The sequence below is a fragment of the Paraglaciecola sp. G1-13 genome (assembly GCF_055809255.1).
The window spans coordinates 2,566,959-2,591,396 of record NZ_CM147903.1 but is presented as its reverse complement, the minus strand read 5'-3'; the positions used below and the strand labels follow the sequence as shown (position 1 = coordinate 2,591,396).

Annotated in this window: 19 protein-coding genes; 8 read left to right on the top strand and 11 right to left on the bottom strand. The window is 44.7% G+C overall.

What is annotated here, in order from left to right; translation table 11 throughout:
* Window positions 1-19: 19 nt before the first annotated feature.
* A complete protein-coding gene (gene bioD, locus AC0L6N_RS10895; RefSeq protein WP_473474640.1) occupies window positions 20-892 on the top strand; it encodes a dethiobiotin synthase in 873 nt (290 codons plus the stop codon).
* 219 nt (window positions 893-1,111) lie between these two features.
* Here the strand turns inward: bioD and aldA are convergent, their stop codons facing one another.
* From aldA to AC0L6N_RS10875, 4 genes are read right to left on the bottom strand one after another with little or no spacing between them, the layout of a single operon-like run.
* Window positions 1,112-2,575, bottom strand: coding sequence for an aldehyde dehydrogenase (aldA, locus tag AC0L6N_RS10890; protein ID WP_473481207.1), 1,464 nt, complete (start codon window positions 2,573-2,575; stop codon window positions 1,112-1,114).
* A gap of 5 nt (window positions 2,576-2,580) precedes the next feature.
* Window positions 2,581-3,345, bottom strand: coding sequence for a 2,5-didehydro-3-deoxy-L-galactonate 5-reductase (locus tag AC0L6N_RS10885; protein WP_473481205.1), 765 nt, complete (start codon window positions 3,343-3,345; stop codon window positions 2,581-2,583).
* A 26-nt stretch (window positions 3,346-3,371) separates the two neighbouring features.
* The gene (locus AC0L6N_RS10880; RefSeq protein WP_473481203.1) at window positions 3,372-4,397 is read right to left on the bottom strand and encodes a zinc-dependent alcohol dehydrogenase; all 1,026 of its coding nucleotides are present in this window, start codon (window positions 4,395-4,397) and stop codon (window positions 3,372-3,374) included.
* 9 nt (window positions 4,398-4,406) lie between these two features.
* On the bottom strand, window positions 4,407-5,543 hold the full coding sequence (locus AC0L6N_RS10875; protein WP_473481201.1) for a mandelate racemase/muconate lactonizing enzyme family protein: 1,137 nt from the start codon (window positions 5,541-5,543) through the stop codon (window positions 4,407-4,409).
* Window positions 5,544-5,723: 180 nt separating this feature from the next.
* Between AC0L6N_RS10875 and AC0L6N_RS10870 the strand changes: the two genes are divergently transcribed.
* From AC0L6N_RS10870 to AC0L6N_RS10855, 4 genes are all read left to right on the top strand, one after another.
* A complete protein-coding gene (locus tag AC0L6N_RS10870; RefSeq protein WP_473481199.1) occupies window positions 5,724-6,329 on the top strand; it encodes a GntR family transcriptional regulator in 606 nt (201 codons plus the stop codon).
* A 561-nt stretch (window positions 6,330-6,890) separates the two neighbouring features.
* Window positions 6,891-9,665 (top strand): TonB-dependent receptor, encoded by a 2,775-nt coding sequence (locus tag AC0L6N_RS10865; RefSeq protein WP_473481197.1) that lies wholly within the window; start codon window positions 6,891-6,893, stop codon window positions 9,663-9,665.
* A 183-nt stretch (window positions 9,666-9,848) separates the two neighbouring features.
* Entirely contained in the window at window positions 9,849-11,402 is a 1,554-nt protein-coding gene (locus tag AC0L6N_RS10860) for a tryptophan halogenase family protein (RefSeq protein WP_473481195.1), read from the top strand.
* Between the two features lie 61 nt (window positions 11,403-11,463).
* Window positions 11,464-12,180: a SapC family protein gene (locus tag AC0L6N_RS10855; protein WP_473481193.1), complete on the top strand. Its 717-nt coding sequence runs from the start codon at window positions 11,464-11,466 to the stop codon at window positions 12,178-12,180.
* Window positions 12,181-12,290: 110 nt separating this feature from the next.
* On the opposite strand, the gene AC0L6N_RS10850 is transcribed toward AC0L6N_RS10855, so the two are convergent.
* On the bottom strand, window positions 12,291-14,009 hold the full coding sequence (locus tag AC0L6N_RS10850; protein ID WP_473481191.1) for an ATP-binding protein: 1,719 nt from the start codon (window positions 14,007-14,009) through the stop codon (window positions 12,291-12,293).
* 169 nt (window positions 14,010-14,178) lie between these two features.
* Between AC0L6N_RS10850 and AC0L6N_RS10845 the strand changes: the two genes are divergently transcribed.
* Window positions 14,179-14,589 (top strand): hypothetical protein, encoded by a 411-nt coding sequence (locus AC0L6N_RS10845; RefSeq protein ID WP_473481189.1) that lies wholly within the window; start codon window positions 14,179-14,181, stop codon window positions 14,587-14,589.
* An 87-nt stretch (window positions 14,590-14,676) separates the two neighbouring features.
* Here AC0L6N_RS10845 and AC0L6N_RS10840 read toward each other — a convergent pair whose 3' ends face one another.
* Entirely contained in the window at window positions 14,677-15,297 is a 621-nt protein-coding gene (locus tag AC0L6N_RS10840; protein ID WP_473481187.1) for a LysE family translocator, read from the bottom strand.
* A 164-nt stretch (window positions 15,298-15,461) separates the two neighbouring features.
* On the opposite strand from AC0L6N_RS10840, the gene AC0L6N_RS10835 reads away from it, so the two are divergent.
* Both AC0L6N_RS10835 and AC0L6N_RS10830 read left to right on the top strand, forming a co-directional pair.
* Complete coding sequence (locus tag AC0L6N_RS10835) at window positions 15,462-16,979, top strand: DUF3360 family protein (RefSeq protein ID WP_011575323.1); 1,518 nt, start codon at window positions 15,462-15,464, stop codon at window positions 16,977-16,979.
* A 280-nt stretch (window positions 16,980-17,259) separates the two neighbouring features.
* A complete protein-coding gene (locus AC0L6N_RS10830; RefSeq protein WP_473481185.1) occupies window positions 17,260-18,057 on the top strand; it encodes a substrate-binding periplasmic protein in 798 nt (265 codons plus the stop codon).
* 46 nt (window positions 18,058-18,103) lie between these two features.
* Here AC0L6N_RS10830 and AC0L6N_RS10825 read toward each other — a convergent pair whose 3' ends face one another.
* From AC0L6N_RS10825 to AC0L6N_RS10805, 5 genes are all read right to left on the bottom strand, one after another.
* Window positions 18,104-19,441: a serine hydrolase domain-containing protein gene (locus tag AC0L6N_RS10825; RefSeq protein WP_473481183.1), complete on the bottom strand. Its 1,338-nt coding sequence runs from the start codon at window positions 19,439-19,441 to the stop codon at window positions 18,104-18,106.
* Between the two features lie 147 nt (window positions 19,442-19,588).
* Window positions 19,589-20,953, bottom strand: a complete 1,365-nt coding sequence (locus AC0L6N_RS10820) for an MATE family efflux transporter (protein WP_011575320.1) — start codon at window positions 20,951-20,953, stop codon at window positions 19,589-19,591.
* Window positions 20,954-22,198: a molybdopterin molybdotransferase MoeA gene (gene moeA, locus AC0L6N_RS10815; RefSeq protein ID WP_473481313.1), complete on the bottom strand. Its 1,245-nt coding sequence runs from the start codon at window positions 22,196-22,198 to the stop codon at window positions 20,954-20,956. It abuts the gene before it with no gap.
* A 142-nt stretch (window positions 22,199-22,340) separates the two neighbouring features.
* Window positions 22,341-23,111 (bottom strand): molybdopterin-synthase adenylyltransferase MoeB, encoded by a 771-nt coding sequence (moeB, locus tag AC0L6N_RS10810; RefSeq protein WP_473481181.1) that lies wholly within the window; start codon window positions 23,109-23,111, stop codon window positions 22,341-22,343.
* A gap of 35 nt (window positions 23,112-23,146) precedes the next feature.
* Window positions 23,147-24,028 carry a TraB/GumN family protein gene (locus AC0L6N_RS10805; RefSeq protein WP_011575317.1) on the bottom strand — a complete coding sequence of 294 codons (882 nt, stop codon included), beginning with the start codon at window positions 24,026-24,028 and terminating at the stop codon, window positions 23,147-23,149.
* Window positions 24,029-24,438 lie beyond the last annotated feature (410 nt).

Genomic DNA, 24,438 nt, shown 5'->3' with positions numbered 1-24,438 from the left:
AATTGTTAAGGAAAGCGCCATGTCGCTAGACTCACCCAGCACTAATCAACGCCACCTTAAAAGTCATCAGCAAAGCATCAGCAAAAATGCCTTACAACAAGGCTCTTCAGAGTATACGCCTGCGGAGCAAGCGCCCTCAGATCAAAGGCCCTTAAAAGAAAGTAAGCAACATGCTTTTTTCGTGACAGGCACTGACACTGAAGTGGGCAAAACCTTTGTTAGCTGTGCGTTACTAGCAGCGTGTCATGACGCTGGCTTATCAACAGCGGCATATAAACCCGTATCCGCTGGTTGCGACGTGACCCAGGCGGGCCTTAGAAATGAAGATGCACTGGCGTTACAACAAGCCAGTAATACCCCACTTAGCTACGATGAAGTAAACCCAATTGCGTTTGCAGAGCCTATCGCGCCGCATTTAGCCTGCGAAAAGTTAATGACTAAAGGCCAGGGGGCTCCCATTGAGTTAGATACCATAAACGAAGGCTACGTAGCCTTAATAGAGAAAAAAAGCGATATGCTTTTGGTAGAAGGCGCGGGCGGTTGGCGTTTACCCCTTGGTCAAAATAGTCAAGGCCAAGAACAGTTTTTATCTGACTTTGCCATTAGCCAAAAACTGCCAGTGATCTTAGTTGTTGGTATGCGGTTAGGCTGTATTAATCACGCATTGTTAACAGCACAATCAATAGAGCAGGACGGTCTTAATGTTGCTGGTTGGGTCGCTAATATGCTTGAGCCAGAAATGCCATTTTTGGAAGAGAACATCCACAGTCTGGCGCGTTTACTTAATGCACCCTTGATCGCGCGAGTGCCACGCGCAGAAAGCCCCATAGCCGTGAAAGCACGCATTAATTTATCATTGCTGGGGGTAAAAAACCTGACTAACAATAGCTAAAGAGCGATACCCAGGAAGCGACTTTATAGGGACGTGTTTCACAGTAGAAAGGTCATAAAAAAGGGTAAACCTATTGCTAAGTTTACCCTTTTGGGTTGTAGGGCACATCACTTACTGACTTGCACTGCGTTGGTACATTATTATTATTTTCGTCTAAACTTGCCTGAGCTTATTTAGACTATCAGTGAGCGTTGTTGCGATATGAATTCCAATAAAAAACTAAGCCTCATTGATATAAACGGTTTTCTTTTCCAAGTATTGCTCAAGGCCAAACTTACCGTCTTCACCGCCAAAACCGCTTTGTTTCCAGCCGTTGTGGAAGCCCTGATGCTGCTCACCCATTCCGCGGTTGATATACACTTCACCGACTTCTAAATCACTGATAGCTTGATTAATATTGGCAAAGCTTTGGGTGTGTACGTAAGCGCTTAAACCATAGATGCTGTCGTTACAAAACTCGATAGCTTGTTCCATACTACTGACTTTAACGATAGGTAGAATGGGGCCGAAGGTTTCTTCGTGCACCACTATATTGTCTTGTTTAACATCCACTAAAACGGTGGGCTCATACCAACAGCCGCCTTCGAAGCCTTCAACTGTTGCCGTCTTACCGCCAGTGGCAACCGTTGCACCTTGCTTGATGGCTTCATGCACTATGTGGTCGATATTATCAATTTCACGCTGGTTACACTTAGGGCCCATTTGTGAGTCTGCATCCATGGGATCCCCGACTTTCAACCCTTTCACTAAAGGTAAGAATTTAGCCATAAACTCATCGTAAACACTTGCATGAACATATAAGCGTTCTACACAAGTGCATACCTGTCCGCAGTTTGCAAAACGCCCCCACAGTGCATCTTCTGCCGCCTTATCAAGATCGGCATCATCCATGACGACCATCGGCGCTTTACCACCTAACTCAAGCATGACAGGGGTCATATACTCTGCGCTGGTTTTATAAATTTGTTTACCCGCGACAGTGGAGCCTGTCATAGTGATCATTTTAGTGATGGGGCTTTCACATAAGGTTTGCCCGACCACAGAGCCAGTACCATTTATGACGTTTAATACGCCATCGGGAAGGCCTGCTTCTTTGGCAATACGCCCAAGCTCTGTCGTTGCAAGTGGCGTTTCTTGGGTAGGCTTTAACACCATGGTATTACCGGTAATAAGCGCAGGGCCAATTTTTCGACCGGCTAATGCCAGAGGGAAATTCCAGGCGGTAATGCCCACAACCACGCCTCTTGGTACCTTATGAATGTATATTTTTTCGTCCTGATTATCTGAAGGCAAAATGTCGCCTTCTATGGTCAGGGCATTGTCACATGCGTAGTCGATAAACGTAGCGGTTACGTCCACTTCCATTTCGGCTACTGATAACAATTTGCCTTGCTCAGCGACGAGCATAGGGGCAAGGATGTGTTTATTCTCACGAATTTTGTTCGCGAAGGTACGCAGCATATTCTGGCGTGTACGAGCGGTTAATTTAGCCCATGCTTTTTGCGCGGCCTGAGCCACCTCTAAGGCATTTTCAGCATCCGCTTTACAACCTGCCGGTATTTCGCCTATGACTTTGCCAGTTGACGGGCTAAGTATGTCAATCGTATCGGATTCGTTAGAGGGCACATATTGGCCACCAATGAAATTAACCTTGTTTTTAAAGTGTAAATCTTGAACAGTCATTGAGATTATCTCCCCATCCAGCCGCCATCGACCAATAAAATAGCGCCATTGACGTAACTGGCAGCGTCAGAAGCTAAAAATACCGCTGGCCCTTTAAAGTCGTCAGGGTTGCCCCAGCGACCTTGCGGAATTCGGCCTAAAATTGCCGCCGAGCGCTCGCTATCTTCGCGCAATGCTTGTGTATTGTCAGTATCAATATAACCCGGTGCAATAGCGTTAACATTCACGCCTTTGCCTGCCCATTCGTTTGACAGTGCCATCACCAATTGACCAATAGCGCCTTTACTTGCCGCGTAGCCCGGTACCGTGATGCCGCCTTGAAAGGTGAGTAATGATGCAGTAAAAATGATTTTTCCCGACTGGCGGGCCACCATCTCTTTGCCAATTTCTCGGCTAAGAATGAACTGAGAATTTAAGTTTACGTCAATCACTTTATCCCATAAATCATCGCCATGTTCCGCTGCGGGAGCACGCAAAATAGTGCCTGCGTTATTCACTAAAATATCGATTTTAGGAAAATCAGCTTTAACTTCTTTAATAAAAGCGTACAACGCATCACGGTCTGAAAAGTCACATTGATAACCTTTGAAATTACGACCCAGTGCTTTCACTTCGTTTTCAACGTCTGAACCTTGAAGCGCTAAGCTTGCTGAAACGCCAATGATATCCGCGCCTGCTTCGGCCAGCCCTAGCGCGATCCCTTTACCTATGCCGCGCTTACAACCCGTTACTAGAGCAACTTTACCTTCTAAACTGAATTTTTCTAACATATTAATTTTCCTTTCTGCCCTATTTTTTATTGCTCAGCGTTACATTCAACCAGGGCTTTCATGCCCTGCGGATTGCCGTCCATATTGGCAAATGCACTGCCGATATCTGCCAGCGGACTCACAGAGCTGATGAAAGGTTTTAAGTCTATTTGACCACTGGCGATTAATTCAATTGCCCAATCAAAATCAGCGGCTTCATAAACGCGGGCACCTAATAGTTCAAGCTCTTTCCAGAAGAACTGGAACAAATCAATTGGTGGTGCAGTGGAATGAATCGCCACCATCACTATGCGGCCACGACGTCCAGCAATTTGGGTCATCGATTGAATAGCAGGTAACACGCCGGATACTTCAAATACTACATCAGCACCTTTTGTCCCTGTCCATTCGTCGACGTAGGCCGCTAAGTCGGTATCCATAGGATTAACAGACTTCACCCCAAGCTCGTCGGCAAATGCGCGGCGACTGTCGTTCGGCTCAGACACCAATACCTCAGCGCCAACGCTTTTAGCGACCGCTGCAACCAATTGACCGATAGGGCCACCGCCGAGGATAACCGCTTTTTCACCGGCTTTTAAGCGAGAACGGCGCACGTCATGGCAAGCCACAGAAAGAGGCTCGACCAATGCACCTTGTTTCAAATCCACACCTGCCGGCAATTTATGCAAAGTACGGGCTTTTACCGTCCAACTTGATTGAAAAGCACCAGGGGTGTCGATACCCATGAATTTGAGATTTTGACAAATGTGCGTTAAACCTGCTTCACAGGTAGGGCATTCACCGCACCAGTCCAATGGGCGAACCACGACTTTTTCACCAACCGTAAAGCCTTCTACGCCTTCACCGATTTGCGCCACAACCCCTGAAATTTCGTGACCTATGGTTTGTGGAATAGACACACGCTGGTCCATCACGCCATGGTAAATATGCATGTCGGTGCCACAAATGCCCACATAGCCAACATCAAGGCGAACTTCACCGGCTTGTGGTGCAATAGCGTGACCTTCAACTACGTTGAATGATTTATTACCAATATATTGAGCAGCGAACATACGCGCCTCCTAGGAATGTTTAACTAAATAGGGAAGAAGTAACTCTGTCTTGAACTCGACGCCTACACCGGGTGTACTGGGCGCAACGGCTTTGCCATTTTCAAGTTTCAGAGGGTGAGTGGTATATCGGTCAATGGGAAACGAGTGTACTTCCAAGTAACCCGCATTTGGCTGAGATGCCATAAGAGATACATGTAATTCGTGCATGCCATGACTGCAAATAGGTAAGTTGTTCGCGTAGCCCATCTGGGCAACCGTTAGCCAACCAGTGATACCGCCAATATTCGATGCATCAGGTTGTAAGAACCCAAGTTTGGCTTGGCTTATCGCTTGGTTGAATTCGTAAACAGTGTGCAGGTTTTCGCCCATGGCCAACGGAATATTGATTTTGCTGGCAATGTGAGCAAAACCGGCAAAATCATCAGGAATGGTCGGTTCTTCAAACCAGGTGATATCATACTGCTCTATCGCCTGAGCAAACTTAATGGCTTTATTGACTGTAAGTGAATAATTTGCATCCACCATAAATATCGCGTCAGGACCAATCAGGTTGCGCACTGCCGCCACGCGGGCCACGTCTTCGCGATAATCTTCTTTGCCCACTTTTATTTTGACCGCTTCAAAGCCGCAGTCTAAGTAGCCTTTGATATTGCCAAGCAATTTTTCAGTGGAAAAATTAAGGTCAATGCCTCCTGCATAACAGTTTACGCGGTCACTGCAGCCCCCAGCTACTTTCCACAAGGGTTGATTAAGAACCTTGCAATGAATGTCCCACAGGGCGATATCGACTGCGGATATGGCGAAACTGACTAAACCGCCACGACCAACATAGTGCAAGTGATATTGCATTTCTTCCCATAAATGATTGATGCAGCTAGCATCTTTACCCATCAAGAAAGGCTTTAGTTCGTCATTAAGCAGTGAGTATATAGCGCGTCCACCTTTACCACCTGTGTAGGTATAACCCACACCTTGAGTACCATCGGTACAAGTAATGGTGCATAGGATCAGCTCAAAGTGGGTATGATCGCCGTGCTTAGCATCGTTCAACACTTCGTCAAGGGGCACGTTGAATAACTCAACATTGACTGACTGAATTTGTGAACTGTTCATGGCAGGTGTGTCTAGTTTGGTAATGACACTCATGGAAATCCTGACTATGTAAATTGACCGTGAATTAATTGTACATTGTTAACAATTAATTGCAAACCTAAATGATCATGCTATACATATGAGCATTGTTAACTAAAAATATTTATCACACGAAGACTTTTTCGTTTAGTATATAGTACATAATATAATGCCGCTTTTTGGGAAGCTTACCTTATGAAATCTAATAAAATTCTTTCCGTCAGAGAGCAAATCGCTGATGTATTGCGCTCAGATATTATCTCTGGCGAATTAGAGCCGAACACAAAGTTGAATGAACAACAATTGGCTGAACGTTTTGGTACGTCTCGCGGTCCGATCAGAGACGTATTAATTAAATTGACTAAAGAAGGCTTGTTAGTCAGCAAGGACAATGTAGGGTCGTCGGTTAGCAGCCCGCTGACGCCTGAGTTACAAAAACTGAGTATTGAAATTCGTCGTAAGATTGAAGAGCATGCAGTAAAGCAATTGGAAAACAATATATCTGAAGCGGATTTGGCCCGTATGGATGCCATCATCGATAAGATGCAAGAACACTTTGACAAAGAAGAATTTACTGAGCTAACCAAAACCGATATCGAGTTTCACAAGTATTTTGTCGGATTGGCCGGTGGTGAAGACTTAACCAATTTATGGTACCCAGTTGTGCTACGAATGCGCATGAACTATCAACGTATTCGTAACTCGCAAACATTGGTGGACGAGCATCGCCATATTGTTGACGCGCTGCGTAAAAATGATTTGAAACTCGCTATTTCCAGTATTCGCAAGAATATAAAATAGTGAGATTGGTCGTCTCACGTAAGTGAGATAGGTGCTAAATTCCAAGCCGCTCTTTGAAGCGGCTTTTTGATTTCTTCCTTTTTAATCCCTGTCTTTTAATTTCTCTTGCTCTTGCTCTTGCTCTTGATCTTTCTCTTCAGCGTTAACACGTGTCAATTGATCATAGAACAACGACTTAATATTCACTTTCTCGTACTAACAATCGTGCTGTTAACCCCTCGCTAGAAATTCAAAGCTACTAGGTTGTTGTAACCGCTGATTCGGTTATCGCAATTTTATAACGAATAATTTCAGCGGGTTAGTGTTAACAAGCCAATCTAAATGTATTTTAAAGCGTGTAATAAATGACTCCGCTTGGCATGTGCTCCTTCACTTAACGCGTAATCGCTCTCCTGTTAATTTGTAAAAATAATGTTGATTTAGATTGACTTGTTACTACAATTTTTATTATTGTTTGTGAATTGTTAACAATATTGTTGCTGACAATATTGGTTTGGTTATGATGTGACATGACCAGAACTGATTCATTCTGAATTTCCAATGTTTTTTGAGGTGCACGAAATGAGTAACGCAAAATTTAAACTGAATGCCATATGCATGGCGATGTTAGTGTCATCCACTAACGTTTATGCACAGCAGCAGTCCACAGCAGCCGAAGACGCCGACCTTGAAGTCATTAATGTGACTGGTATTAGAAGTGCGCTAAGTAAATCTGCATCGATCAAGCAAGAATCATCAGGTGTAGTAGACGCTATTTCAGCAGAAGACATTGGTAAGTTACCAGACACCAATTTGGCCGAGTCATTACAGCGTATCAGTGGTGTGTCGATTGATCGCGCCAACAACGAAGGTAACAAGGTGACTGTGCGTGGTTTTGGGCCTAACTTTAACCTAGTGACTTTGAATGGTCGTCAAATGCCAAATTCTTCTGCATTGCAATCGGACGGTGTTTCAAGAAGCTTTAACTTTCGAGAAATTGCCTCAGAGAGTGTTTCAGGTGTCTCTGTGTTTAAAACGGGTAAAGCTAATGTGGCCTCGGGTGGCATTGGTGCAACAATCGATATCAGTACTGCAAAACCCTTCGATTACGACGGTTTCAAAGCCTTTGCAAGTGTCAAAGGAGTCCATGACTCCAGTGTAGACACAGGTAGTAGCATTACCCCAGAAATCTCTGGCATGATCAGTCAAACCTTTGCTGATGGTAAATTTGGCGTTTTATTGTCGGCATCTCATTCAGAGCGTGACAGCGGTCGTGACCGTGTTGGTACATCATCAGGCTGGGTACGTAATCGTGCAAATCCAAACGGCGTTGACGCCAGTGCCATTAACACAAGTAATAATCCGACGGGAGCGTATTGGGTACCTTGGACACCTGAAATAGAGCGCTTTGACACCGAGCGTGAGCGCCAAAACGCACAGTTGGTGTTGCAGTTCGCTCCTAACGAAGACATTGAAGCAACCTTGGATTACACCATGTCACGCTTCGAAGAAACCAGCTCCACAAACAAACAAGCGTTCTGGTTCGATAATCCAGCAGGAACTACTGATGAGAATGGAACCTTAGTTGATATTACCAATGTCAATGACGAACTCAATTTTTGGGCGTGGGAACGTTATGAGAAAAAAGAAAATGACTCGGTTGGTTTTAATCTAAAGTGGCAAGCAACGGAATCGCTAAACCTCACGTTTGATGCCCACGATTCAACATCTCATTCGAACCCTGATGGACAAACAGCGGAAACATTGGCTAACTTGAAAAACCCATCGGGCTCGGTTGCTTTGATTGGGGCAAACTTTAGCGGAGAAATCCCCTCTATAGTTGTTGATGATTCCGGCCTAGCTGGTGGCGCGTATAACCCTGACAACATAGTGTCTGACTTGTACCAACTGCGTGGTTACGAGATGGAAAATAATATAAAGCAATATCAGATAAACGGTAACTGGGAAAACATCGAAGATGGCGCACTAGCAGCGATTAATTTCGGCGTTATGCACACTGATTATCAAGTCGATACTTATCTTTCTGAGCGTTTCTCATTTGTTGATATTCCTCTTGATGATCTTGGACTTACGTTTGAACCCTTAGGTGGTTTTGCCGACCAATTCTCTGGTGCAAATGCGTTGTTTCCATACATTCCGCAATTCAGCGCAAATACCTTTGTCGATATTGTTAGAGACCAAGGTTTATTTCGTGCGCCTGACGTGACGACGAACGGGGTGAATGAAAAAACCACCGCCTTGTATGTGTCATTTGATTTCAGAACGGAGTTTAACGATTTCCCTATCGATTTAAATGTAGGGGTACGCTATGAAGACACTGACGTAAGTGCTTATTCAGTGCAGCCAGGTATTGTTGCCTTGAATTATCGCCACGCAGAAGAGTTGCGCCCCGTATTTGATACTACAGCAACTGCCCAAGAGCTGGATGGTAACTACACGCGTATACTACCTAATCTTGATTTTAGTATGGAGCTAACGGGAGAAGTGAAAACCCGCTTCTCATACAGTCGCACGCTGGCCCGCGCTGGAATAAGTGCGATGTTCCCGTCAACCAACATTGATGCTAGACCAGAAGGCCCCTTTAACGCATCACAAGGTAACCCTAATCTGCTGCCAATCACCTCAGATAACTTCGATTTTTCTGTTGAATGGTATGACGATGACGGCAGTTATGCCTCTGTGGGTTACTTCAAAAAATTCGTAGAAAACTTCATCGGCGCAGGTGTTGAGCAGCGCGCAATTAACGATGTGAATGGCAATCCATTGCGAGACCCAAGTATTAATCCACGCCCTGGCTGCCCAGATTCATCTGATACGCCAAACCCAGCGTGTTTAAGCCAAGCATCTGATCCTATTGTGATATTTGATGTGGCCACACCAGACAATCTGCAAAATCGTGAGGTTGATGGATGGGAGTTGAACGCCCAGTATATGTTCTCTGACACCGGATTTGGTGCCGTGGCTAACTACACCTTGGTGGACAGCGATGAGTCATTTGACCCATATGACTTTGACCAAACGATTGCATTAACGGGCTTAAGTGATTCAGGTAACTTGGTCGGCTTCTATGAAAATGAGAAGCTTCAAGTGCGGGTCGCCTATAACTGGCGTGATGATTTCTTATTGTCTCTTGGTACTGAGCCAACGTTCACTGAAGCGTATGGTCAGTGGGATTTAAGTATAAACTACGAGATAAACGAAACCTTTACTGTTTATGTTGATGGTTTAAACCTGACGGATGAAACGGTTCGTCGTCACGGCCGCTTCCAAGAGCAACTGATTTCTGCTGAACAATATGGCCCACGTTTCAGCTTTGGTATTAGTGGTAAATGGTAGGGGCGCCACTACAGAGCATTCAGGTAAACATGTACTTGAATGCTGAGATGACGCTATAAGCATTAAATCGAGCCGCCTTTATGGGCGGCTTTTTATTATCGGTGAAAAGCATGGCTTTTAGCACCTGCAAAGTGTTTTACTACCTTTTAGCTTAGTAAGAGAATAAGCCCTCTGGAGAGTCATATGGCACAAGCAATAAAATCGGTCGTGATTGTAGGCGGTGGCACCGCAGGATGGATAACCGCTGGCACAATAGCCGCCAAACTTCAAAGCGAATATGCTGATGGTTTTAGCATTACCTTAGTGGAATCACCGGATGTGAAACCCATAGGTGTGGGCGAGGGAACTTGGCCGACTATGCGTCGCACACTAAAGGCGATGGGTGTTAGAGAGACCGACTTTATTCGCCAGTGCAATGTATCGTTCAAGCAAGGGGCTAAATTTGCTAAGTGGGTCACAGGAGCCGAAGATGATTTTTATTATCATCCACTTGTGTTACCCCAAGACTTTGACAGCACTAACCTTGCTCGTCATTGGATGGAGCGCCCGTTCGAACAGTCTTTCTCGCAAGCGGTCAGCCCGCAAGAGGCGGTATGTGAATTAGGGCTCGCCCCAAAATCAATTGCGACCGCTGAATACACGTCCATTATTAATTATGCTTATCATTTAGATGCGGGACGTTTTTCAGCCTTCTTGCAACAACATTGCACTGAAAAACTAAACGTGCGCCATGTTCTGGATAACGTAACAAGGATTAACGCCGCTGAAAATAATGATATAGCCAGTGTGTCTACAACCGCTAATGGCGATATCGAGGGGGATTTGTTTATCGATTGCACTGGCTTTAAATCACTGCTGCTTAAAGAGCATTTTAAGGTTGGTTTTAAGTCCTGCAAGGATGTATTGTTTGTGGATCAAGCTTTAGCGGTACACGTGCCTTATGAGAGTGAAGATGCACCTATTGCCTCGCATACGATATCTACCGGGCAACGAGCCGGTTGGGTGTGGGATATTGGTCTGCAAAACAGGCGCGGGGTAGGGCATGTTTATTCCAGCGCTCATACCAATGAGGCGCAAGCGAGTGCAGAGCTGCTCAACTATATCGCCCAAACGGGTGGCCATGTAAACGAAGCTGATATTCGTAAAATTCCGCTAAATCCCGGGCACAGAGAAAAATTCTGGCACCAGAACTGCGTTGCCATTGGGTTATCCGCAGGGTTTCTTGAGCCCTTAGAAGCATCATCTTTGTTACTCGTTGAGATATCAGCGTCAATGATTGCTGACCAATTCCCTGCGACACGGGATGCGATGGAAATCGTTGCCAAGCGCTTCAACAGCACGTTCTTGTACCGATGGGAACGGATCATCGATTTTTTGAAACTGCATTATATGCTGAGTAAACGCGATGACTCTTCTTTTTGGATAGACAATCGCGACCCAGCAAGCATTCCTCAAAGCCTGCAAGACCAATTAACTCTGTGGCAATATCAACCGCCTTGGCATAATGATTTTGAGCATGCGGTAGAGGTGTTCCCCGCGGCCAGCTATCAGTACGTGCTTTACGGCATGGGGTTTAATACGCAGCCGAACCCGTTGGGTATGTCAGACTCATACAAACAAAGAGCCACTAATTTTCGCCAAAAAAACACGCAACAAATTCAGCAAATGCTTAAAACGTTACCGAGTAACCGCGCGTTAATAAATAAAATTTATCAGTATGGGTTACAAAAAGTGTAAACTTTTTCAACTCGACATGACTCCCGGATAGTCAGCAAACAAGCATAACAAGGAGGCGGCAGTGGCCCAGCCAGTACTAATCGATTTTAAACAGCATAGTAAAACCCTAATAAAAACGCAGAGGGGCGCCGAGTTCGGCGAGAATGTACACTTTATTCCAGTGATAGCCGATGAGGTGAGGGCACTTGCCCTTGCGTATCCTATTTGTTTTTTGAAAGACAATAACACGGGGCAGTTTGGTCTAAATGTGTTGACGGGATTCGAAGCGGGTGAAAACTTATTTTTGCAAAATAATGAATGGCGCACGCATTATGTGCCTATTCATTTGAGACGCCAGCCATTTTTGGTGGGGGTGACAGAAAACGGCGCCAAGCCAACTAGCGAGAATACCGTACTCACAGTGGATATGGATAGCCCCAGGGTAAACACTGAGCAAGGTGAGCGTTTATTTGATGAGCAAGGTAACGCCAGTGCTTATCTGACCCAAATGGTTGATTTGTTGGGTCAATTGATGTCAGGAAACAACCGTACTGAGGTCTTTATCAATGCGTTGCTCGAGCTGGACTTGATTGAAGAGTTGCAACTGAGTATTACCCTAAAAGATGGTCAGCAAAAGCGCTTTGACGGCCTGTATAATATTAATGAAGCGAAACTCGCTGAATTAAAGGGGCAAAAACTAGAAGACTTCAAAATGAAGGGCTATTTACAAGCGTGTTATTTAATTGCTGCATCTACTGGGCATATTCAGACCTTGCTGGACTGGAAAAAACAAGCCTAGTAACCACTACAAAAAGATGGGCTGATTAGCGCGCTTCGCGCTTTCAGCCATCGGTAATCGAGTGTGTTTTTAGCAATCTTGCGGCGCTAACCTCGACAGATAATTTTGTATTACTGTTCGAGATTAGCGTGTTGGTATTTATACAAAATCGATTTTAATGCGTCAAAATCGACAGGCTTAGTCAAATACTCGTTCATTCCTGATTCGAAGCATTTTAACCGTTCGCTATTTAGCACGTTCGCCGTTAGCGCAGCGATGGGAATGTCTCTAAAGATGTCGCCCGCTTCACCCGCGCGAATGCGTTTAGTGGTTTCGTAACCATCAAGGTTTGGCATTTGGCAATCCATAAGAATGAGATCGAACCGTGTTTTTTGGCAACGACTCAAGGTGGAGATTGCCTCAAGCCCATCATTGGCGATGTACACTCTTACTGCTAACCCTTGCAGAATTGCCAACATAACCTCTTGATTAATAAAATTGTCTTCAACCAACAAAACTTGCACGTTTGGAAATGTTACGGCTGCGCTAGGCTTGTCTAGCTCGGTGTTTGAACATTGTGAAAAAGCAAGTTTGACAGAGAATTCGAAGGTTGAGCCTTTAGCTAACTGACTCTGCACTTTTATGTCTCCGCCCATTAAATTGCAAAGCTGTTTTGTAATTGATAAACCAAGCCCGGTACCACCAAACTTTCTCGTTGTTGATGTATCAGCTTGAGAGAATGAATCAAAGAGATAAGGCAAAGCCGCATCACTCACGCCTATGCCTGTGTCTGTCACAGCGCAGTGCAACTCCAAGTTGTCACTTGAACTCGTCAAGCTATAACGCACTTGTATATGGCCTGACTGGGTAAACTTGATCGCATTAGACAATAGGTTATTGACAATTTGCCTAATACGATAGGGATCACCAACCACTTTGGTGTGTTGCAATTCTTCTTTTATAAGCGACAGTTTTAGTCCTTTTTCACTCGCTTGAAATTGTTGGTCGTGAAGCAATTCTGCAAAAAATTGCTCAACATCAAATTCCACTAACTCAATGGTAAGCTCACCCACCTCTATTTTAGAAAAATCGAGAATATCGTTAATGATCACCATAAGTGAGTCAGCGCTGCGCTTTGCTGTTGCTATGTAATCTTGCTGCACTTTTTCGAGCTTGGTTTGCGACACCAATTCGATCATGCCGATAACACCGTTCATGGGCGTGCGAATTTCATGACTCATATTGGCCAAAAAAGCACTTTTGGCTTCTGTGGCAGCTTTGGCCTCTTTTTCGTGCTTAAGGGCGATATCGCGTTCCCGTTCAAGCTCTTGTTGTTTTTCTACCAAGTTTTTCCGAGCCAAATGGGCAAACCAACTGAGTAAGGTACTCATGGCCATCGCAAAGAAAAAATGTTGGATGAGTGCCATTTGTAAAACGTTACTGATGACTATCCACCCAATCCAATTAAATAGCACTGCGCTGCACCACAGAGCTCGATGCGACAAAACGATACCAGAGGCAATGATGGTAACGAATATATTGGTGGTTTGTTCGGGCGCTTGCGACAACCAAAGATGCAAAAAGCTATTTGCACTGGCTAAAAATATAAGCAGTAAAAGGACAACTTCTTTACGCGGCGGATCGATATCATTCGCTCGAAAACCAACGGCGGTATTAATTACGGCTGTGGCTAGCGCAGCTAAGAACAAAATCCACTTAAAAGGCTCTTCTAATAAGAAGAAATGCGCCACAGTCAGAACAGCATAAAGAAAACCAAAAAAATAGGCCACGGGCCTTAGTAGGCTAGTGTTGGAGTCAATTTGTTTGGCTTCTAGCCTTTCTTGGTTCAAGTTGGTTGATCACTTCATACTGATATAAAAGCTTAATATTAGAGGAATCTTTACCTAATGTTGTCATATACTTAAGTAGAATAAAGGCATTTGGCTAAGCAAATCCGAATTCCTCATATCACTGGCAACATAACAAGATGCCATCTCACGTTACTCACAAGGTTGCTCTATGAAAAAATATCTGAGGTCTGTACTCATGGCCGTTTTTTGTTTTTACGGCTTGTTTTCAACGGCATCTGCGAATGAAGACTATACCATTAACAGCGATAAAATCCTTGTGACTGTGGTACTGAAACATCAGCAAGACAAGAGCTTGACTGAATTACAACAGAAAATGGATGAAAATCGTTTCTGGCAGTCGTTTCCACCTAAAGGCATAGAGGTTGAATCTTGGTATGTGATGATGGGATTAGGGCAGGTGATTACGGTTAACATTCACCCAAAAGATTTACGTACCCTTAACCTTGCCATTGAAAAATCAGCATGGGGCATTTTTGACACGGATATCTACCCAACCTATGAATTTAAGGCGATAGCAGAATCGATAAAAGCAAAAAAAGTGCAGAACGATAGCAAGTAAGCCTTGCTTTAGGGGGACGTGTTTATTCGGTTACTCAGCTTGCATGTTGCTCTTCGTTTTATGGACTTTTATGATTTTCTGGAAACGTTAATCAATGACGAGTTTAATGCCTAATAGCCCCAATAATCCGCCTGCTAATCTGTCTATGTGTTGCTTGAATCGTAAGTAAGTATGTTGGGCTCTCTTCGTCGACAGCAAGAGTACGACCAAGGAGTACCAAGCAACATCCCCAGTGAACGCGAGTAAGCACAGTAGTGCCTCACCGTATACTGGGATTTCATTTGGCAAGAGAGCGGCAAAAATGCTACCAATGATGATGGCTGTTTTCGGGTTACTCAACTGGGTTGTTAACCCCAATAGCACCGCTTTTAAAAAATTTTTTGTGTTTGCTTCCTCAGGTGCTACCACCTTCATTGGTTCACTAGCGTGTTTCCACATCTTATAAGCAAGGTATAGTAAATACGCTCCCCCAAGCGCTTTTAGAGCAACATACATAGATTGCACTGCCTGTAAAATAGCGTACAAGCCAAATATCGCTAAAAGCGCGAAAATGGCGGCACCTATGGCGAGGCCTAACGTGACACCAAATCCTTGCATTTTTGATTTGCTGACCGCGGTTGTTGCGACCAATATAAAACTAGGGCCAGGACTCATGGTACCGAGCATAAATACTATTCCTATACTGATCAAAAAGCTGTATTCACCCATAAATCCTCTCCACGTTATCTCCCTAGCAAAATTGTACTTACTCTATAAGACCTTTTGCTTATGCGCTAGCCGTCGGTATTTGATTTATTCTTCGCTTCTGTTCAATTTTGCTTTAAACGAAAGCGATTTTTATTTTCAGCAATTCACTCGCTTTTAGGAGATACATGAATACCAGAACACACGACGATGCGGGCTCTGCACCATCTGAGACAACAGAGCAGATTTCTCCCTCAGGCAGTTACGAAGATCTGCACAGGCCCAGCTCAGAGTTCAACACTAGAGATGAATACCTCGAACATGAACTGCAAATTATGCAGCCTAAACGTTGGCGAGCAAACTTACCTTTTAGGGATTATCGTTTCGAGATAGAAGATACGATACCGGCACTGGCCGGAACAATTGGCAAGGTGGTTATGGTCAGTGCTATTGCCGCTACCTTTGCAGGTACCCTAGGGTTAAGTGATGCTTTTGTGCTTGAGAATGTTCGTTACGAGCTACTCATCGTCTCGGTTTTTATTGTGTTGTTCTCTGGGTTTATTCTACCCACCGCCAATCTCGCAGGCACCCACGGGCCGCTTATTCCTTTGATCCCCATTGTGGTGGCTGCAGGCGGTCATCCTATGGCGTTTGGCTTGTTAATCGGGGCCTTTGGTTTGATATTGGCATTTAGCAAGGGCGGTAGTTTACTCGCAAGGCTTACCAGCAAAGGTGTGTGCGGCGGGCTATTACTGTATTTAGGCTTTATAGGCACTATTTCCCAAGTGAAGAAACTGTTTGCTTGGGCAGAAAGCATCCAAATGACGCACATTGCCTTTATCGTTATTCTTGCGACCATTTTGTTGTACGCCTTATTAGAGCACTTTAAAAAGCGCTGGCTGGCGGTGCCACTAAGCTGCCTCATGGGCGGCGTTGTTGCTTTCTTGCTAGGCGCACCTTTTGAATTCCACACTGCACCCGGTTTACCCAATATGAACCCCATGTACTGGTGGGGCGAAAATACCGGCTGGATGCTTGGCATGCCAACCGTAGAAAGTTTTATGGTGGTATTGCCGTTTGCTATTCTGGCGGTCGCTATGTGGTCACCAGACTTTTTAGGTCATCAAGTATTTCAAAAAATTAGTTACCCGCAGCGAACCGAAAAAGTACAAATGAATATTGATGACACCATGCTGAGCGCATCGGTAAGGCAAACCTTTGGCTCTATTTTTGGCGGTGCCAATTTCACCTCGTCTTGGGGCACCTACATTGTGCCGGCGGCCATTGCCAAGCGCCCGATACCTGCCGGTGCTATTTTAACCGCGCTGTTTTGTGTCATTGCTGGTGTGTGGGGGTATCCAATGGATCTCGCTATTTGGCAACCCGTATTGTGTGTGGCGTTGATTGTCGGGGTGTTTATTCCGTTGCTTGAAGCAGGTATGGAAATGACCAGAGAAGGCAAAACCACACAATCTGCGGCGATTGTGGTGTTTGCGTCATCACTGGTGAACCCCGCATTTGGCTGGTCATTAACCATGCTGCTGGATAACTTAGGCCTAATCGGCTGCAAAGAGCGAAGCGCAGAACTAACACACATGAGTCGTTGGATCATCCCATTGGTAATGTTCATTATATTGACCAGCGTCATGGCGATGGTGGGAATGTTACCGGGTATTCCGGCATTGCTTAGCAGTTTTAGGCATTAACAAAAGTGCTCAGAATGTGACAGCTCAATGGGATAAGATTATCTCATTGAGCTGTATCTAAATAAGCTCGAGTTAGAATATGCTTTGCTCGTTTTAGGTTTTTTAAAGTCTATAAACCGTTTTGAACGAGCAGTTTGTAGACAGTGCAACGTTTCGCTGTCTACAAATTCAAAGATGGATGGCCACGCCTTTACTCATTCACCGTGCTTGATACCTCCGTACAGGATTATTGCCTCTGCGGCTAATTGAAATCCGATGCCAGAGTGCGTAAAGGTAGTATGTGGCTATTGGCTTAAATCCCGTGCTGGGTGATAATGACGATTCATTATCTGTTTTATCTGGTTTAGACATGCGTTTTTTTATCTTAGTTTTCATTTTAATCTTTGGATTATTTCCCGCGATTTCCTATGGGCAATATGTCATTCAAAGCTCGGTGTCTAAGGAGTTCATCAACGGTTTACAAGTCAAATATCTTAAAAATATTGCTAAACATATGAACATGGAAATTGAAATCATTCCCATGCCTTTTGCCAGAAGAATAAGAGAATTACGGGAAGGAAATTTAGATCTGTTAGTCGGGTTACGGCGTGTGGATGGTGAGCAAGACGAAGTCGTTTATATCAAACCAAGTTATGAAACCCTGAGACACACTTTTTTTGTTCGCAAAAGTGATGAAAACCAGCTACTGAGTTTTACCGATTTGAGAAAGCTGAATATTGGCGTGACGCGAAATGCAAAATATTTTGAGAGATTTAACCAAGAAACAGACTTGGTAATGGTTCCCGTATCGACGCTTTTGCAAAAGATAGAACTGTTAAAGAAAGGCAGAATTGATACCTTTATCCACTTTCAAGAAAGTGCGTTACCACGGATCAATGATATGGGCCTACAAAATGATATTGTTTTAGCCCAGTATCAACCCATTGAAGTGAATAACTATTATGTAACCATCAGCCAAAATTCGCCGTTATTTAAGCATAAACACTTGGTTGAAGCCGCCGTGCGAAAAGCGATTAAGGATGATGAATTTGCGACCATTCGCCGAGAACATTACTTGTCTCAAGCTCGCCAAAATTAATGATTAGTACTGCTCTTCCCTGAGTTTCCCTTTCGTTGTTAGGGCATCACTCGCGGATAAACGTGTACTTACCGCCCCCTTGTTTGAGCGCAAAGGTGGTGTAATCAACCTTTTCCCCTTGAGTGGCAAATTGTATTTTTATTCCCGCCGGATCGAAACGAAAATCAGTGCTGGAATAGGACGTTAGGTTAAATGCTTTCTGACCGGTGGCTTGTGCTGTCAGAATAGCCCCATCGGTTTTGAGGGTAATGTTAAGCGCTATTTGTTTTGACGAAAACACACCTTGGTATTGGCTTAATTCTCTTTCGGTTAAGGTAATGGCTTTTTGACCAAAGTCAGGTAAATCAAACGGCATATCGTAGTAGATGCTTAAAATGGCAATGCTGATATCGTTCATTGACATGTTCATACCGTTAGAGGTCAAGGTAAAAACAACCTCATCGTCACCAATGTAGCCAGTGTGAGAGGTAAATCCGTCAATTCCTCCTGTGTGTCCGTAAGCGATTCTTTCATGAAACGGAAATGCAAACAGTCCGCGCCCATAACCTTGATTAAGCTCTTTCATTTTCGCCAGTGAGTTTGCTGAGGTAAGCTTGCCAGTCATCAGATTTTCGATAAATATCCCGACTTCAGTCGAGGTAGAGATAATAGCGCCAGCCCCATATGGAATACTCATGTCAGTTTCTGAATGTGCGACCCATTCGCTTGTTGCATGTTTATAAGAGTGAGCTTGATTATCTGACGGCTTAACGGGTCCGCCAAATGTCGTTCTGTTCAGGTTTACTTTAGCGGTAATTCGCTTATGTAACTGATTTTCGTAGCTATCATTTGTGATGTCCTCAATGATAAACCCCAGTAGTACGTAGCCGCTGTTTGAATAACTGGCCGCGCTGTCTGGTGTAAAATCGCTGTCTAACGATCCAATCAAGCTTACCATTTCAGCTTTGGTTTTAGCTTTAGTCATGTATTGCTCGTAATCAGGGGTATCGGTGAAATTATGAATACCGCTTCTATGGTTAAGTAGCATGGACATGCTGATCAATTCGGCGTTCTTGATTTGCGGGTAGAAGGTTGCGAGCTTGGTATCTAATGCAAGCTTACCTTCATCAATAAGCTGAAAAATCATTGTGGATGTGAATACTTTCGTGATGGAGCCAATACGATACTGAGTGTTCTTATTGGCGGCTTGCTTAGTTTCGATATCTACATAGCCAATGGATTTTTGATAAATAGGTTGGCCATTTTGCACCACAGCCACACTGAACATGGCCTTGTCATGGGTATCTAGGCTTTCTATGTATTTATCTAACTTGGCTTTATCAAAAGCCAGTGCGCCTGAGCTGAAAACGCAGGTAAGTATGAACAGACTAAAGAGGTTTTTCATGACGGGGCTTAGTGGATGGGCGATTATTTAAACAATAATCGTTAAGCCAATCCGATGCAATGGGGAACTATTCACGATAGCGGATATTGTATTTCCTTATCATCACAGCCACCTAAAGTGAGTAACAATAGGTGGCTGTAGAACGGGTTAAATGCTTATTTCAACAGGCATGTTTTCTTGGCGGCGCTGCACGTGGCGCAACCTAAGGCCCAGCAAAATTGCCGCTGAGGTTAACCCGCAAATAAAGCCTATCCAGAATCCTGCTGCGGCCATGCGCGGGACTATCCAATCAGTGAGGGCTAATACGCAGCCTATCGTCATGCCGATTACCCAGTAGGAAATAAAACTAAGATAGAACATGGCTGCGGTGTCTTTGTAACCGCGCAACGCAGTAGCTGAAACCACTTGTATGGCATCTGAAAACTGAAATAGGGCTGCTAGTAACATAAGACCTGCCGCCATGTTTATGACTTCAGCGTTGTTGCTGTAAAGCTCACCAATATGAACCCGGGCCAAATAGGTCATAGTGGCAGTCAGTGTGGCAGAGGTTAACCCCATTAATAGTGCTGCGCGGGTAGCCATCTTAGCTTGTGATGGATTGTTTTCACCCAGTAGATGACTCACTCGGATACTGGTCGCCATACCTAAACTTAATGGGATCATAAACATCAACGATGAGAAATTCAGAGCCACCTGATGCGCTGCGACAATCGTAGAGCCAAAAGGCGCCAGTAAGATTGCGACGACAGTAAAAAGTGTGACCTCAAATAAAATAGTCAAGGCAATGGGTAAGCCTAATTTGAGGCTAGCCCACATGTCTTTAACGTTGGGAGCAAAAATACGCGTGTAAAGCGCATATTGTTGTAACTTTTTAGAATTGAGGGTGTACACCCACGTGGCAAACATCATGGCCAAAAACACCAAGCCAGTCGCAATGCCACAGCCTGCACCGCCAAAAGCGGGTAGGCCGAGTTTGCCGTAAATAAACACGTAATTGGCAGGGATATTCACCAGCAAACCAATAATCATAATGATCATGCTCGGTTTGGTGATAGACAGGCCCTCACACACATTGCGTAACACTTGGTATAACGCAAAAGCCGGCATGGAGTAGAGTACATATCGCACATAATCGATAGTGATCACGCGAAGGTCTGCTTCCATTTCAATTAGCGAAAAGAAAAAATCCAGAAAGGTGCTGAGCACCAAGGACAGTAGGGCAAAAAACAGTGCTAGCCACATCACTTGATAACTGGCATTGGCGACTTTATCTAGTTGTTTTGCTCCGTTAAAGCGCGAAATAATGGGCGGCAGTGCTAACGTTAGGCCTTGAATAAATACGAGCATAGGCATAGTAAAGCTAAAACCTATGGCCACAGCGGCCATATCGGTAGCGGAAAAGCGCCCCGCCATAATGGTGTCAGATACGCCCATTAACGTTTGGGTTACTTGGGCAATTAATAAGGGCCAAGCCAAATGGGCAAGGGCTTTGAATTCGATTTTTAGGGTCACTTAATAAGCCAATGAGGTAAAGGGTTGAATAAGTACAGTGCTGCCTTGTTCGATACTGCCAGCATCTTGCGCCAGCACGATGTAACAATTAGCATGAGCGATACTGCTCATTACGCCTGAGCCTTGTTTGCCGTTGGGGCTGACGAACAATTGGCCGTTTTCGCCCGAACGGTATATACCTCGCTGATAATCAGCGCGCCCAGGGACTTTGCGTATATCACAGTCTGCGGTGGCATTTAATAACATAGCCATGCTCGGCGTTTGCCCGCTTAGCGTTTCAAGCACCGGCTTCACCAATTGCTCGAAGGTAACGTAAGATGAAACAGGGTTGCCTGGAAGGCCGCAAAACCACGCTTTGCTTAATTGACCAAACGCGAAGGGTTTGCCTGGCTTGATAGCCACTTTCCAAAAATTAACACTGCCTATACTTTGCAAAACGTCTTTCACATAATCAGCATCACCGACGGACACGCCGCCACAAGAAAGCACAATGTCACAGCGCGTGTCAGCCTCTTCAAAGGTGCGTTGTAGGCTTTCAGGTTTGTCTTCTACTATGCCAAAATCAATCACATGCGCGCCAAACTCCTCTAGCATCCCGTGCAGGGCATAACGATTGCTTTCGTAAATTTGCCCGCTATTAAGTGTATTGCCAGGTGATACCAATTCATCGCCGGTAGCAATTAAGCCCACCTTAAGTTTACGAACTACGGACGCAGTGGCAATTCCCACAGAAGCCAACAGAGATAAATGCGCGGGAGTTAAGCGTGTGCCAGCGTTGAGTACCACCGCACCTCGGCTAATATCTTCTCCTGCCTTTCGCACACTGTTACCGGCTTTAGGCGATTGCATAAACTGAATGCGTTGGGGGGGGTCATCAAGCGCAGCGGTATTTTCTTGCATCACTACGGCATCGGCCCCGCTTGGCATAATGGCGCCGGTCATAATGCGCACGCATTGACCTGGATTCACAGTGCCTTCATAAGGAATACCTGCGAAGGCAGTGCCGACTAATTCTAGGGTATCTTGTTGCTGCAAGTCTGCAGCTATCATGGCATAACCGTCCATGGCGGAGTTGTCGCTAGGGGGAACATTTACCTGAGAAATAACGTCTTCGGCTAAAATACGTCCTCGAGCCTGCATTAAGTCGCATTGTTCATGCTCTGTCACGGCTGAAATAACGCTGCGCATCGCATCTAGCGCCTGTGATAAAGGTAACAAACCTGGAGTGTCGCAACTGGTTATCATCATAAAAGACTACTTATTCGAGGAATTTCTTAGCCGACCAATATTACTGACAAGGGCCACGTAACGAAAGGCCAAACATAAAATAAAACTGCAAGCAGCTATGTATATGAATATATAATGCTGTTGTGTGTATTGAGCTGTATTAGCCCGTTTTAGAACAAATGCTACATTGCGGGTTTTTAGGGATAGAAAAGCGTTGAAGCTGCGAAGATTTAGCATCGAACAGTTGCAAAATACCATTGAGAAGTTCGCCAGCCCCTGTGAGATATTTAATCGCCTCTAATGCCTGCATGCTGCCTATAACGCCTACTAACGGAGGTATCACGCCAGCTTCCATGCAGCTGAGTTGCTGCTCTGGAAAAACCTGACTTAAGCACTGGTAACAAGGACTGTGGTTATCCATCAGGTAGGTGCTCACTTGACCTTCAAAGCGGATTGCTGCACCGCTTATAAGTGGCACCTTATGAGTGAAACACAGTTTATTAATTTGCTGGCGAGTGGCTAAATTGTCAGTGCAATCGAGCACCACATTATGTTGGCTGACGTGTTGGCTAAGCGCATTATCATCAAGGCGCTCATCAATGGTGTTGATAACGCACAGGCTATTATTGGCCAGTAAACTCGTCTTCGCTGAATCGACTTTTTTAACGCCCACGTCTTGTTCATGATGAAGAACTTGGCGATGTAAATTAGACAGCTCAACCTTGTCATCATCCACCAAGGTGATTTCGCCAATACCAGAACTAACAACGTATTGCGCAGCAGCGCAGCCTAAACCGCCTACACCAATAATCAATACCTTGGAACCCATGAGGGCTTCTTGGCCATCAAGGTCGATAGCTGGCAATAAAATTTGCCTCGCGTAACGCAAGGCGAGCGCTTTGGTTAGTGTCGGGGGCGTAATAGAGGGCATAGTGTCCTGATAAATAATGGCCGTTTTCTGCTTCGCTATAATTTTTCTACGCGGTAGCCCTGCGCTTTTAACTGCTTTAATACGCTGTCATCGCCCGCAAGGTGCATGGCACCGACCATAATAAATTCTACGTTCGATGTTTTTAGCATGTCTTCTATATGTGGCATCCAATTAGCGTTTCTGGTGACAATCAAATCTTGGTAAATTTGTGCATAGTCTTGTTTAAAAGGCACGATACTGATGTCCGCCATTTTTTGCATATCGCCCTCGCGCCAACTGGTGCGCATGTCGCCTATTAAAACGGGCATTTTCTTAATGTCTCGCAAGGTGTATTCAATCAGGGCGTCGTTATCGTCACCACCCAAATTGGCGAGAAAACTCAATTGTTCATCTGGGGTTTCAAGCCATTGAATGGTTTTACCCGCGTGTGTGCCTTTGTCAGAGTAAAATTGGTCAACGCCTTCACTAGTAAAGCCTAGGCTTTGCAGTTCGATAATACTCAGGGTAATGCTGATAAGGCTCGGCTTCATTGCCGCCATTTGCGCAATCGGTATACCCCGCTGGGCTAAATGCGTTTCGAGTTTCTGGTAACTTTGTTGTGATAAGTCGTCTTTGAGTGATCGGCCGTCAGTGTAAGTCATCATACCTAACATTTTTTGCTGAAACTCAACGCTTTTTACCGCGGTCATATCTGTTTCAAACACTAGGGTGGAAGCGTGTTGATAGGCCGTTTCATATTCACTGGGTAAGGGGTAATCTTCTGGGGCCAAGATATGAATAGTGCCGCCAATATATAAGCTGTTGTCGCCAGAGGTGACCTTCCATACTGAAGCGGCGTCCACCGTGGTGGTGAACATCGAGATGGCCGCAATGAGTGGTACAGAAACTGAGTAAAAAGCCGAGCGAAATAATGACATGTTCAATAGTCTTCCTTTACGAGATATATAATCGGCTTCTTAGGACTCGTCGGGCTTACTGAGTCAAAAAAGCGCTTAATGAGTACAAATAACCTATTTGTTAATCGCTCAGTGTGCCGCTTTTAAGCAGACAAAGGAACCAAAAATCCGCTGTTTACGGCTGTTTGGGCAAACAATGTGCAATCCATCGATACTTAACAGCAATTCGCGGGAATGATCTAATCCGAGGGTGGCCGTGTTCTGTACACAACTTAACGTAAAGCAGCCCATGGTGTTTGCTCCATTTTAGGTACTTTGCACCAAAATTAAGCGCCATAAAATGCAAATCCCAAATCGTGAATTATAACCATATGAATTATAAGGAATTAATACTTGGCAGTGATCCTGCATTAATTTAACTGAACTCGTTT

Coding starts and splice junctions, on each gene's coding strand:
- AC0L6N_RS10885 (WP_473481205.1), bottom strand. CDS start 3,345: ATGTTAGAAAAATTCAGTTTAGAAGGTAAAGTTGCTCTAGTAACGGGT.
- bioD (WP_473474640.1), top strand. CDS start 20: ATGTCGCTAGACTCACCCAGCACTAATCAACGCCACCTTAAAAGTCAT.
- AC0L6N_RS10870 (WP_473481199.1), top strand. CDS start 5,724: ATGAAATCTAATAAAATTCTTTCCGTCAGAGAGCAAATCGCTGATGTA.
- AC0L6N_RS10880 (WP_473481203.1), bottom strand. CDS start 4,397: ATGTTCGCTGCTCAATATATTGGTAATAAATCATTCAACGTAGTTGAA.
- AC0L6N_RS10865 (WP_473481197.1), top strand. CDS start 6,891: ATGAGTAACGCAAAATTTAAACTGAATGCCATATGCATGGCGATGTTA.
- AC0L6N_RS10840 (WP_473481187.1), bottom strand. CDS start 15,297: ATGGGTGAATACAGCTTTTTGATCAGTATAGGAATAGTATTTATGCTC.
- aldA (WP_473481207.1), bottom strand. CDS start 2,575: ATGACTGTTCAAGATTTACACTTTAAAAACAAGGTTAATTTCATTGGT.
- moeB (WP_473481181.1), bottom strand. CDS start 23,111: ATGCCCTCTATTACGCCCCCGACACTAACCAAAGCGCTCGCCTTGCGT.
- AC0L6N_RS10835 (WP_011575323.1), top strand. CDS start 15,462: ATGAATACCAGAACACACGACGATGCGGGCTCTGCACCATCTGAGACA.
- AC0L6N_RS10860 (WP_473481195.1), top strand. CDS start 9,849: ATGGCACAAGCAATAAAATCGGTCGTGATTGTAGGCGGTGGCACCGCA.
- moeA (WP_473481313.1), bottom strand. CDS start 22,198: ATGATAACCAGTTGCGACACTCCAGGTTTGTTACCTTTATCACAGGCG.
- AC0L6N_RS10875 (WP_473481201.1), bottom strand. CDS start 5,543: ATGAGTGTCATTACCAAACTAGACACACCTGCCATGAACAGTTCACAA.
- AC0L6N_RS10845 (WP_473481189.1), top strand. CDS start 14,179: ATGAAAAAATATCTGAGGTCTGTACTCATGGCCGTTTTTTGTTTTTAC.
- AC0L6N_RS10805 (WP_011575317.1), bottom strand. CDS start 24,028: ATGTCATTATTTCGCTCGGCTTTTTACTCAGTTTCTGTACCACTCATT.
- AC0L6N_RS10825 (WP_473481183.1), bottom strand. CDS start 19,441: ATGAAAAACCTCTTTAGTCTGTTCATACTTACCTGCGTTTTCAGCTCA.